This is a genomic window from Weizmannia sp. FSL K6-3076, from assembly GCF_038007245.1.
In the GTDB taxonomy this organism is placed as follows: Bacteria; Bacillota; Bacilli; order Bacillales; family Bacillaceae_C; genus Weizmannia; species Weizmannia faecalis.
Genome location: NZ_JBBOWU010000001.1, coordinates 2,293,135 through 2,305,283, shown reverse-complemented (window position 1 = coordinate 2,305,283; position 12,149 = coordinate 2,293,135). Strand labels below are relative to the sequence as shown.

The 12,149-nt window shown below is 44.4% G+C and carries 5 protein-coding genes, 2 rRNA genes and 1 pseudogene; 7 read left to right on the top strand and 1 reads right to left on the bottom strand.

What is annotated here, in order from left to right; all coding sequences use genetic code 11:
* Positions 1 to 57 precede the first annotated feature (57 nt).
* From NSS95_RS11025 to NSS95_RS11010, 4 genes are all read left to right on the top strand, one after another.
* A complete protein-coding gene (locus NSS95_RS11025) occupies positions 58 to 963 on the top strand; it encodes a DMT family transporter (RefSeq protein ID WP_046721934.1) in 906 nt (301 codons plus the stop codon).
* 300 nt (positions 964 to 1,263) lie between these two features.
* Positions 1,264 to 1,443 carry a hypothetical protein gene (locus tag NSS95_RS11020; RefSeq protein WP_035191149.1) on the top strand — a complete coding sequence of 60 codons (180 nt, stop codon included), beginning with the start codon at positions 1,264 to 1,266 and terminating at the stop codon, positions 1,441 to 1,443.
* Between the two features lie 297 nt (positions 1,444 to 1,740).
* Positions 1,741 to 3,930 carry a DUF1430 domain-containing protein gene (locus NSS95_RS11015; RefSeq protein ID WP_061577720.1) on the top strand — a complete coding sequence of 730 codons (2,190 nt, stop codon included), beginning with the start codon at positions 1,741 to 1,743 and terminating at the stop codon, positions 3,928 to 3,930.
* Positions 3,931 to 3,934: 4 nt separating this feature from the next.
* Positions 3,935 to 4,582: a putative bacteriocin export ABC transporter gene (locus NSS95_RS11010; protein WP_199772176.1), complete on the top strand. Its 648-nt coding sequence runs from the start codon at positions 3,935 to 3,937 to the stop codon at positions 4,580 to 4,582.
* 327 nt (positions 4,583 to 4,909) lie between these two features.
* On the opposite strand, the gene NSS95_RS11005 is transcribed toward NSS95_RS11010, so the two are convergent.
* Positions 4,910 to 5,899, bottom strand: coding sequence for a glycosyltransferase family 1 protein (locus NSS95_RS11005; protein WP_233896581.1), 990 nt, complete (start codon positions 5,897 to 5,899; stop codon positions 4,910 to 4,912).
* A gap of 552 nt (positions 5,900 to 6,451) precedes the next feature.
* On the opposite strand from NSS95_RS11005, the pseudogene NSS95_RS16995 reads away from it, so the two are divergent.
* From NSS95_RS16995 to NSS95_RS10995, 3 genes and pseudogenes are all read left to right on the top strand, one after another.
* A pseudogene (locus NSS95_RS16995) lies at positions 6,452 to 6,723 on the top strand (zinc ribbon domain-containing protein); the annotation flags it as partial.
* A gap of 335 nt (positions 6,724 to 7,058) precedes the next feature.
* A 16S ribosomal RNA gene (locus tag NSS95_RS11000) occupies positions 7,059 to 8,612 on the top strand.
* 317 nt (positions 8,613 to 8,929) lie between these two features.
* Positions 8,930 to 11,862 (top strand): 23S ribosomal RNA (locus NSS95_RS10995).
* Together the 16S and 23S rRNA genes form the textbook arrangement of a ribosomal RNA operon.
* The last annotated feature ends 287 nt before the right edge of the window (positions 11,863 to 12,149 follow it).

The following is a 12,149-nucleotide window of genomic DNA, read 5'->3' as shown; positions in this document are numbered from 1 at the left end:
ATGCCGCTTCTGCGCTATAAAATAAAAATAAATAATCAAAAAAAGGAGAATTCAAAATTGAATCCTTATATTGCTTTAATTGCGGGTGTACTTGCTGTCACATCCTCCGCCATTTTGGTAAAGTACAGCACGGCGGATGCCGGTGTGATTGCTTTTTACCGGTTATTCTTTACCACCATCATCATGCTGCCAATCTTTCTGGCTGCCAGAAAGAAAGCGACAATGCGCATGCTGAAAAAAGATTTGCTCTTTTCCATCCTTTCCGGGGCATTGCTCGCTTTCCATTTTATTTTATGGTTTGAATCGCTGAACTTGACATCGGTTGCCAGCTCGACTGTCCTTGTAACATTGCAACCGGTTTTTACATTTGCCGGCAGCTATTTTATTTTTCGGGAATCGCTCTCTCTTAAGGCGATTGTTTGTGCTGCATTTTCTATTTTCGGGAGCATCCTGATCAGCTGGGGCGATTTTTTTATCAGCGGAAAAGCACTCTACGGCGATGTTCTGGCGCTCATTTCCTGCCTTTTTGTTACAGCTTATATGATGATCGGCCAGTACGTGCGGAAAAGGGCGGATGTGGTTCCATATACATTTGTCGTCTACCTCGCGTCAACGGTTGTACTGTTTTTCTATGTGCTTTTTGCCGGAGAAGCTTTTTACCCGTATTCCGCCCGCAACTGGATCTGTTTTCTCCTCCTGGCCGTCTTGCCAACGCTTGCCGGGCACTCTGTTTTTAGCTGGGTTGTCAAATGGATCAGTGCATCGGTTGTTTCTGTCGCGATCTTATTTGAACCGGTAGGCGCAGCTATTTTGGCCTATTTGCTTTTCGGAGAAAAAATTTCCTGGTTCCAGGCAGTTGGCGGGATCATCATTTTGCTAAGCATTGCCTATTTTTTGGCCCGGGATCATGCCGAACACCGCCGCGCTGTCAGGCTGAACGAAAAAAGCGAACCGGCTCGTTAGCCTCGGAACGCTTAAATCTCCGCTGCACTGGTGAGCGTTGAATCGCTTTAATATGCACCCCATGATAAAGGAAAAAAATAAACCACAAGAAAGTTTCGTATATAAAAATATTATACCGTGCCGGGTACTCGGCCTACAACCGATACACTTGCAGCAACGAACGGCTGTTTTGGGGATGACCTGTGCAACCCTGGCTGGCGAATGTAAGGGGGAAGGGAGCAGTCATAAAGAAAAAAATCCGCGTGGCAGATACCAAGCATCATTGGAATTTCAACTTTCATGGAAAAGGGATGATTGAAAATGAGCAAGAAAAATCAAGTTTTTTTAGTAATTCTTTTGATTTTGAGCATGACAGGTTTCATTATTATTATGATCCTTGACCCCGTCCCCCCTTGGCTTAAGGCTTACAATTTTTTGATGGTCATTGCTTGGGGTGTATGGATTTACCGCACAGGAAAAGAAAAAGGCCATTATTGGTAAGCCTGAATCCGTGACGATGAATAAACGTTGGTAATATATGGGTGGTCATGATGCTATCTTAATAAAAAGATGTCAAATAAAAACGCGGGGTGAAGTAACGAAACGGTCTCGAGAGCTGCTTCGAAAAGAAACCCAGCTGGGAAATATTTTATTATTGAACGGTAGATAACAGTAAGGCACACGGGTATTTAGCTGAAAGAACTCCTTGAAGACAAAAAATGGCATTAAATGAGAGTGTAGAACGCTTTAACTTTAACTATCGCTCCGATTGAACTAGAGTTGAGAGGAGGATATAATTTGAAACGCTTCTTAACGATATTTAGTTTTATCATGTTTATAACACTAGCTCTATCAAATTATTATTCTTATCAGGCAGAAAGCTATCAAAAATTAGTTGATCCATCGGGGGACTATACTTATAACTTCGAGATACCAGAAGATGTTGTGAATGCGAATCCGCAGCGACTAACATTATTAAAAAAAGCCGCAAAAAAGAACAAAGTGAATATTATTCGCACCGTATCTTATTACGACGATAAAAAAGAAAAAACATACACCAAGGCTTATTTATTTTTGTCAACAGATACACGCTTATTTGATAAAATGAAGATTGTAAACGGTCGTGGTTTAACAATAAAAGATATGATGAACCCTGATAGGTTTATTTCTACTGATAAAACCGCATCCAAAGACCAAGTAGGTGTTATAAAGAATTTTGGAGGGAAAAACAGCTATTCCATCCATGTATTGGATAACATAACAGCCAATTATAAATACTCGGGTCTTTACAAATTAGAGGCAGCATCAGAAGAACAATACAATAAATTTATTCATGATTACGTGAGTTATGTGAATAAAGCAATAGGTAAAAATTATTTCAGACCGGAAATGTATACAAATATAACGAGATCAACAAAGACAGAAATCAACAATGCGATGGATACGAAGATGATAGCTATCTTTTTTGTAGCAATCATGATCCTTACCTTTTTATTTTATTTAATATCCCGAACAAAAGAAATATCGGTGATGAGACTTAATGGTTATACGATTAAATCCATCTCCTTAAAGATTTTTATTCAATTTTTTACGAAGGTTTTTTTAGCTAGCAGTCTTATAATTATTCCATGGATGTTTTTGATTAAAGATAATAACTTTGCGTTTGTCAAAAAGGTCTATATAACAAATTTTATTATATATGTCATACTGATTGTTGTATTGACCAGTTTATGTTTTCTTTATGCCAAAAACATTCGAATAGCTAGCTCTATTAAAGGGAAAAAACCAATTGGTATAATTGCAATTTTAAATGGTATATTTAAGGTAGTCGTTTCGATTACAATTTTAATAATGGCTGTCAACTTACTTACGAACTTAACCCAAATTAATCAAAAACAAAACAGTCTTCATCACTGGTCGGAATTTCATAACTATGGAGTATTTTATCCAGTAAAGACTGGAAATGATTCCGATGTTATCAGGGAAGGTAAATATCCACTTGATATTCCGGCATATAAATTGTATTCGTATCTTAATCAGAAGTTTCATGCTATATATATCGATTCCGATTTATATACGGAAGATAGCTTAAAATTAAACGCACGTCTTAATATTATCAAGTATATCGAGGTGAATCCCAATTATTTAAACAAGTATCCGATTCTTGATACAGAAGGAAACAAGATTGTGATTAATGAAGAAAATGAGCATACCGTTATTCTTGTGCCAGAACAATACAAGAAAAAAGAAGATTTTAACCTTGATTATTTTACATCATTTAGAGAGGAAATGTATAAATTACATAGGGATTTTTATCATCAAGCAGATAAAGCCAAAAGTACAAAAATTGATTTTATATACATGAAATCCGGTCAAAAAATATTTTCAATGAATCCCGATGTTATGCCAAATAATAATAATAATATTGTTGATCCAATTATCCAAGTTATGACTGAAGGAAATGCTTTAGTACCAGATATCCATTACACCTCTAGCGGTAATCAAACATTGTTTATCAAATTAATAAACAGTGATTCGGAGCGAACCTATAAGCAATTGCTTCCAAAGTTACAGGAGTTTAAATTGGATGATAATCTTCCGTATCTTGTCAAATCAAACGAGGTAATCCTAAGTGAAATTAATGATTTACATTCGGAAGCCAAGATAATAGGTTACATTTTATTATTCATGTTTTTAATATTAACAATACTTTTGCTTCAAAACATCTATTTACAATTTGAACGGAATAAGTTTGAGTTCTTTTTAAAAAAGGCATTTGGCCATACATTTGTTGAAAAGTATAAAAAGGTACTATTACTTCTACTCCTTACCGATATACTTGAATTCATAGGTGGAATCTTTTTAATCGATTCAAATTTTTTCAATATATTTATTGTAAAAGTATTAATTGAGCTAGGGTTAGTTATTTTAATCATTATCTATTTTGAAAGAAAAAATACAGTACAGGTCCTGAAAGAAGGTGTCTAATATGGTGATTTGTGAAATGCAAAATATCTATAAAAGCTTTGGGGATAAAATAGTTTTTGAAAATTTTAATATTCTTATAAACCAAGGCGATTTCCTTTGTATAGCCGGGAATAGCGGAACGGGTAAATCGACATTATTGAATATGATGGGTCTGCTAGAACGCCCTGATTCTGGGACGATAAATGTATTTGGAAAACAAAATGTTAAACCCAATTCGCACACCGCTCAAAAATTGCTACGGCATAAAATAGGTTTCTTATTTCAGAACTTCGCATTAATTGATGATAAATCAGTTAATTACAACCTTGACCTCGCATGCGTGGATAAAAAACGGTGGGATAAAAATAGCAAAACACAATTGTTGGAGAAATTACAATTAGATGTATCGTTAAATAAAAAGGTATATCATTTGTCTGGTGGGGAGCAGCAACGACTTGCCTTAGCAAGATTAATAATGAAGGATTGTGATTTTATCCTTGCAGATGAGCCAACTGGATCTTTGGATCAAACCAATAGAAATACAGTTTTGGATATTTTATCTCAGTTAAATCACAATGGAAAAACCATTGTAATCGTGTCTCATGATCCCTTTGTGATGGAACGTTGTCAGAGAGTTGTAAACCTGAATTCCCCAAGTAAAGCAGAAGCTTAAAATAAATGGGTACCCCCGAACCTCTGGTATTTGGTTTGACAAACTAAACCAGAGAGGAGGGTACCTTTAAGATGAATGACATCACTTCTGCCTCGAAAATCAAATATGTGTTTCATTTGAAGAAGTGTACAAATTTTAGCGGGCTTTTCTCCATCCTACAGTGTCAAGAAAGGATAAAATGAGACAGATCTTATTGTCAAGTATCCTTTGAGGATCAGGGGGATTGCGGGGGAAAGGAGGTGGGATCATCGTAAGAAGGATTCATCCTCCTCAATAGAAGTTTTCCCCATCAAAAAAGAGCCCCTGGAAAAAGATATAAAACTTTTGTCAAGAAACAATCCTGTTTTTGGATTGAATAGCGTTTATTACATTGATAAAATCTTTGATCGTTTCCTTCCAAGTAACGGTGTTCAAATGCGCCTGTGCGTTCTTAACCGTTTCCGCGATATGCCCTGGATGGCTGATCGCATTTTGGAAGGTTTGGAAAAGACTTTGCTCATCAAGATGACAAAATAAAGCACAATTCTCTGGCATGAAGCTTCGGCCCGTACCTTCATAGAAATCGATAACCGGCAAACCGCTGCTCATCATTTCATAGGGCACAAGAGAAAAATTGGTCATCGATGGTGCAATGCCAAAATCCGATTTCAGATACAGCTCGTGCAATTCTTTTTTCGTCAGCTGGCCAAGATTCTTCCCGTTAATAAATTGTGCGGATTGATCGGTGCCGAAATAAACAATATCCAGCTGATATCCGTGTTTTTGGCAAAGCTTAAGAAAGTTATTGAGAACAATCTGAATACTGATCGGTGCTCTTCGTGGGCTATCCCATTTTGTATAGACTGCAATTCTGAATTCCTTTTTTTTCTTATAATCCAGGAAGTTTCTCGGGTGGAAGGGATATTGTTCCATGTCAACCGGAAAACGGATCACATCAAGCGGACTTTGCACCCGGCATTCTTTTTCAATCATCTCGGCACACCAAGGTCCGAGCGAAACCATATGTAATCCTAATTCATAGGTCTTCTTCGCAAGATAATACCGATCGCCAAATGGGTAAAAATAAGGTTCATAATCCTGAACAAAATACATCTTGTATCCGGGTTTGTCTTTAAAAACATAAACCGATTCCCAGAGTGTCCCTATCCAAATATCTGACTGATGGGTCTTCAATGCGCTCACATCAAGACAGGTACCTTGATACCCGGCGTAATTAAACTCAGCGTTTATCTCCATCGCTTTCCGCGGTTGGGAAAAATAACTTAAATAGTAAACCTGGAAACCAAGTTTGCTGAGTTCCGTACCTAAATGCAGCATCGTCGTCTGTCCGCCGTCATAAGGAATAATCCCGGTTGTGACAAAGGTAATCGACTTCGGCCGGTGCGGCAACGCTTGTTTTACTTGTTTGAAATTAAAATACTGGATAATATCATCATATACATGGATGTCTCCCATCGAAACAGGTGGAAACGGTGTGGCAATAGGTTTCATGAACAATCACTCTCCTAGATGGATCCATAGTTTTTATCTATAGATATCTCAACTTATATACCACTTTTTGCCGTACCATAAACCTATATTTCCGAGAGGTGGTGCGGTTTACTTTGAAATAAGTAAAAACATCGCATATTTTATAAAAAAATCTGAAGTAGGAAGAAACATTCAGTAAAAATAGACATTATATCGGAAGGGTTTTTAAAGTATCCCCCGCCAAAATAAATGTCAAAACCTCTTGCAATAGTGGCATGGCTGCGGACAGCAATTGTGACAAGGATGGACTGTGGACTGGGAACTTCTATACCAGAGGGCTTGCATGGAAAACGACATCAAAACGTTAAAATATGGATTCTCAATGGACAAGATTTCAACGCAAGAAAAAGCCGTAAAAACGAGAAAGGTTTGCATACATGGTCATTTTATCGTCTGTCTCAATTCAGTGAATACAAAGCAAAATGAGTTGGATTAAGGCTGAATATGTTAATCCTGTCTATACGAGTTAAACCTGCTCCCAAATTGTTTCGAGAGAAATAAGGCAAATGACCGTAATATGATTGCAAATGCAACTCCGGAAACACAGAGATTTAGTTGATGCAATGATACGATATGCACCTGTAGTTGGTGATAATAGTCAATTAGCCTAAGATGCTATACGCGCTGTCATAGGAAGGGTAATGAGTCGTCCGTCAGGCTTTCGCAATAAAGCCACCTCTGAGATGTTTGTCGTGTTTTATGCAGAAAGAAAATGGAAGCGCCAGGTTTCAAATTTGCCAACGAATTTCAAAAAAACTATTGCACAAATGCTCACAACATGATATATTAATACTCGTCCGATAGCGAGCAAGCAACATAACGTTGACAAGCTATCCGGCATTTGATATAATAGAAAAGTCGCAGTCATAAAGATGCGACACAGATTGTTCCTTGAAAACTGGACAAAACGAAACGTCAAATTCTTTTTGAGCTTTTATCAAACATCTTTACTGAGAGTTTGATCCTGGCTCAGGACGAACGCTGGCGGCGTGCCTAATACATGCAAGTCGTGCGGACCTTTTAAAAGCTTGCTTTTAAAAGGTTAGCGGCGGACGGGTGAGTAACACGTGGGCAACCTGCCTGTAAGATCGGGATAACGCCGGGAAACCGGGGCTAATACCGGATAGTTTTTTCCTCCGCATGGAGGAAAAAGGAAAGACGGCTTTTGCTGTCACTTACAGATGGGCCCGCGGCGCATTAGCTAGTTGGTGGGGTAACGGCTCACCAAGGCCACGATGCGTAGCCGACCTGAGAGGGTGATCGGCCACATTGGGACTGAGACACGGCCCAAACTCCTACGGGAGGCAGCAGTAGGGAATCTTCCGCAATGGACGAAAGTCTGACGGAGCAACGCCGCGTGAGTGAAGAAGGCCTTCGGGTCGTAAAACTCTGTTGCCGGGGAAGAACAAGTGCCGTTCGAACAGGGCGGCGCCTTGACGGTACCCGGCCAGAAAGCCACGGCTAACTACGTGCCAGCAGCCGCGGTAATACGTAGGTGGCAAGCGTTGTCCGGAATTATTGGGCGTAAAGCGCGCGCAGGCGGCTTCTTAAGTCTGATGTGAAATCTTGCGGCTCAACCGCAAGCGGTCATTGGAAACTGGGAGGCTTGAGTGCAGAAGAGGAGAGTGGAATTCCACGTGTAGCGGTGAAATGCGTAGAGATGTGGAGGAACACCAGTGGCGAAGGCGGCTCTCTGGTCTGTAACTGACGCTGAGGCGCGAAAGCGTGGGGAGCAAACAGGATTAGATACCCTGGTAGTCCACGCCGTAAACGATGAGTGCTAAGTGTTAGAGGGTTTCCGCCCTTTAGTGCTGCAGCTAACGCATTAAGCACTCCGCCTGGGGAGTACGGCCGCAAGGCTGAAACTCAAAGGAATTGACGGGGGCCCGCACAAGCGGTGGAGCATGTGGTTTAATTCGAAGCAACGCGAAGAACCTTACCAGGTCTTGACATCCTCTGACCTCCCTGGAGACAGGGCCTTCCCCTTCGGGGGACAGAGTGACAGGTGGTGCATGGTTGTCGTCAGCTCGTGTCGTGAGATGTTGGGTTAAGTCCCGCAACGAGCGCAACCCTTGACCTTAGTTGCCAGCATTCAGTTGGGCACTCTAAGGTGACTGCCGGTGACAAACCGGAGGAAGGTGGGGATGACGTCAAATCATCATGCCCCTTATGACCTGGGCTACACACGTGCTACAATGGATGGTACAAAGGGCTGCGAGACCGCGAGGTTAAGCCAATCCCAGAAAACCATTCCCAGTTCGGATTGCAGGCTGCAACCCGCCTGCATGAAGCCGGAATCGCTAGTAATCGCGGATCAGCATGCCGCGGTGAATACGTTCCCGGGCCTTGTACACACCGCCCGTCACACCACGAGAGTTTGTAACACCCGAAGTCGGTGAGGTAACCTTTACGGAGCCAGCCGCCGAAGGTGGGACAGATGATTGGGGTGAAGTCGTAACAAGGTAGCCGTATCGGAAGGTGCGGCTGGATCACCTCCTTTCTAAGGGGAAAAGCGTAGGGCGCTCGTTCATCGGCGTACGGATTTCGTAGTCTTCGACTGAGATAAAGGAAACACGATGAGCCTTAAAGGCGAATCGATGTTGACTTATCGTAGGGAGAAGACGTAGAAATACGCTAGCCGATAGCGCCCGGAGCTAGACAGAAAAGGAAAACTTCGTTTTCCAAAATCAAGTTTGACGTTTCCGTTTTGTTCAGTTTTGAAGGTTCAATCCTTCAACATGTGTTCTTTGAAAACCGGATAGGAGAAACAAACCAAGTAAACCGAGAATCGCTTATTTTTGGATTTAATCCTTTTATGGTTAAGTTAGAAAGGGCGCACGGTGGATGCCTTGGCACTAGGAGCCGATGAAGGACGGTACAAACACCGATATGCTCCGGGGAGCTGTACGTAAGCGTTGATCCGGAGATTTCCGAATGGGGAAACCCCCTGTCTTTAATCGGACAGGATTCCTGCCTGAATCCATAGGGCAGGAAGGGCACACCCGGGGAACTGAAACATCTCAGTACCCGGAGGAAGAGAAAGCAATTGCGATTTCCCAAGTAGCGGCGAGCGAACAGGAAACAGCCCAAACCGGAAGGCTTGCCTTCCGGGGTTGTAGGACACTCATATGGGAGTTACAAAAGAACAGGTTAAGTGAAGCGGCCTGGAAAGGCCTGCCGGAGAAGGTAAAAGCCCTGTAACTGACACTTCGTTCTCTCCCGAGTGGATCCTGAGTACGGCGGGACACGAGGAATCCCGCCGGAATCCGGGAGGACCATCTCCCAAGGCTAAATACTCCCTAGTGACCGATAGTGAACCAGTACCGTGAGGGAAAGGTGAAAAGCACCCCGGGAGGGGAGTGAAAGAGATCCTGAAACCGTGTGCCTACAAGTAGTCAGAGCCCGTTAACGGGTGATGGCGTGCCTTTTGTAGAATGAACCGGCGAGTTACGGTCTCATGCAAGGTTAAGCTGAAGAAGCGGAGCCGCAGCGAAAGCGAGTCTGAACAGGGCGAAAGAGTATGAGGCCGCAGACCCGAAACCAGGTGATCTACCCATGTCCAGGGTGAAGGCAAGGTAACACTTGCTGGAGGCCCGAACCCACGCACGTTGAAAAGTGCGGGGATGAGGTGTGGGTAGCGGAGAAATTCCAATCGAACTTGGAGATAGCTGGTTCTCTCCGAAATAGCTTTAGGGCTAGCCTCAAGCGAAGAGTTTTGGAGGTAGAGCACTGTTTGGACGAGGGGCCCTCATCGGGTTACCGAATTCAGACAAACTCCGAATGCCAAAAACTTATGCTTGGGAGTCAGACTGTGAGTGATAAGATCCATGGTCGAAAGGGAAACAGCCCAGACCGCCAGCTAAGGTCCCAAAGTATACGTTAAGTGGAAAAGGATGTGGCGTTGCTTAGACAACCAGGATGTTGGCTTAGAAGCAGCCATCATTCAAAGAGTGCGTAATAGCTCACTGGTCGAGTGACGCTGCGCCGAAAATGTACCGGGGCTAAACGTATCACCGAAGCTGCGGATGGACACCGTATGGTGTCCGTGGTAGGAGAGCGTTCTAAGGGCGTTGAAGCCGGACCGGAAGGACCGGTGGAGCGCTTAGAAGTGAGAATGCCGGTATGAGTAGCGAAAGAAGGGTGAGAATCCCTTCCACCGAATGCCTAAGGTTTCCTGAGGAAGGCTCGTCCGCTCAGGGTTAGTCGGGGCCTAAGCCGAGGCCGAAAGGCGTAGGCGATGGACAACAGGTTGATATTCCTGTACCGCCTCTTCACCGTTTGAACGATGGGGGGACGCAGGAGGATAGGGCAAGCGCGACACTGGTTGATCGCGTCCAAGCAGTTAGGCCGGTGCGGAGGCAAATCCTTCGCGCCAAGGCGGAGCTGTGATGGCGAGGGAAATTTTAGTACCGAAGTTCCTGATTCCACACTGCCAAGAAAAGCCTCTAGTGAGGTGAAAGGCGCCCGTACCGCAAACCGACACAGGTAGGCGAGGAGAGAATCCTAAGGTGAGCGAGAGAACTCTCGTTAAGGAACTCGGCAAAATGACCCCGTAACTTCGGGAGAAGGGGTGCTTTTTGGGGTGTATGCCCCGGGAAGCCGCAGTGAATAGGCCCAGGCGACTGTTTAGCAAAAACACAGGTCTCTGCGAAGCCGCAAGGCGAAGTATAGGGGCTGACACCTGCCCGGTGCTGGAAGGTTAAGGAGAGGGGTTAGCCGTAAGGCGAAGCTCTGAACTGAAGCCCCAGTAAACGGCGGCCGTAACTATAACGGTCCTAAGGTAGCGAAATTCCTTGTCAGGTAAGTTCTGACCCGCACGAAAGGTGTAACGATCTGGGCACTGTCTCAACGAGAGACTCGGTGAAATTATAGTACCTGTGAAGATGCAGGTTACCCGCGACAGGACGGAAAGACCCCATGGAGCTTTACTGCAGCCTGATATTGAATTTTGGTACAGCTTGTACAGGATAGGTAGGAGCCTTGGAAACCGGAGCGCCAGCTTCGGCGGAGGCATCGGTGGGATACTACCCTGGCTGTATTGAAATTCTAACCCGCACCCCTTACCGGGGTGGGAGACAGTGTCAGGCAGGCAGTTTGACTGGGGCGGTCGCCTCCTAAAAGGTAACGGAGGCGCCCAAAGGTTCCCTCAGAATGGTTGGAAATCATTCGCAGAGTGTAAAGGCATAAGGGAGCTTGACTGCGAGACTTACAAGTCGAGCAGGGACGAAAGTCGGGCTTAGTGATCCGGTGGTTCCGCATGGAAGGGCCATCGCTCAACGGATAAAAGCTACCCTGGGGATAACAGGCTGATCTCCCCCAAGAGTCCACATCGACGGGGAGGTTTGGCACCTCGATGTCGGCTCATCGCATCCTGGGGCTGTAGTCGGTCCCAAGGGTTGGGCTGTTCGCCCATTAAAGCGGTACGCGAGCTGGGTTCAGAACGTCGTGAGACAGTTCGGTCCCTATCCGTCGCGGGCGCAGGAAATTTGAGAGGAGCTGTCCTTAGTACGAGAGGACCGGGATGGACGCACCGCTGGTGTACCAGTTGTCTTGCCAAAGGCATCGCTGGGTAGCTATGTGCGGAAGGGATAAGTGCTGAAAGCATCTAAGCATGAAGCCCCCCTCAAGATGAGATTTCCCACAGTTTATACTGGTAAGATCCCTGAAAGATGATCAGGTTGATAGGTCCGGGGTGGAAGCGCGGCGACGCGTGGAGCTGACGGATACTAATCGATCGAGGACTTAACCAATAGAAAAGCGGAAGCGCCTTGGTCATCGGCGTACGGATTTCGGAGCTTTCGACTGAGATAAAGGAAACACGACGAGCCCTAAAGGCGAGTCGATGTTGACTTATCGTAGGAAAGGGGGACGGGAAGTTCACTAGCCGATAGCGCCCGGAACTGGACAATAGAAAAGCGGAGGTGCCTTGTTTAGCCCCGACAAGCGAATGTTCTGACCGGCATGGAGCCGTCTTTTGGCTCCGTGACGGGCAGGTTATTCGACCTCGAGGGGCTAGGCACCGGAGCTGGACAATTTT

Bases quoted from the DNA above. Each gene is read 5' to 3' on its own strand.
- NSS95_RS11005 (WP_233896581.1), bottom strand. From the start codon at position 5,899: ATGCTGCATTTAGGTACGGAACTCAGCAAACTTGGTTTCCAGGTTTAC.
- NSS95_RS11020 (WP_035191149.1), top strand. From the start codon at position 1,264: ATGAGCAAGAAAAATCAAGTTTTTTTAGTAATTCTTTTGATTTTGAGC.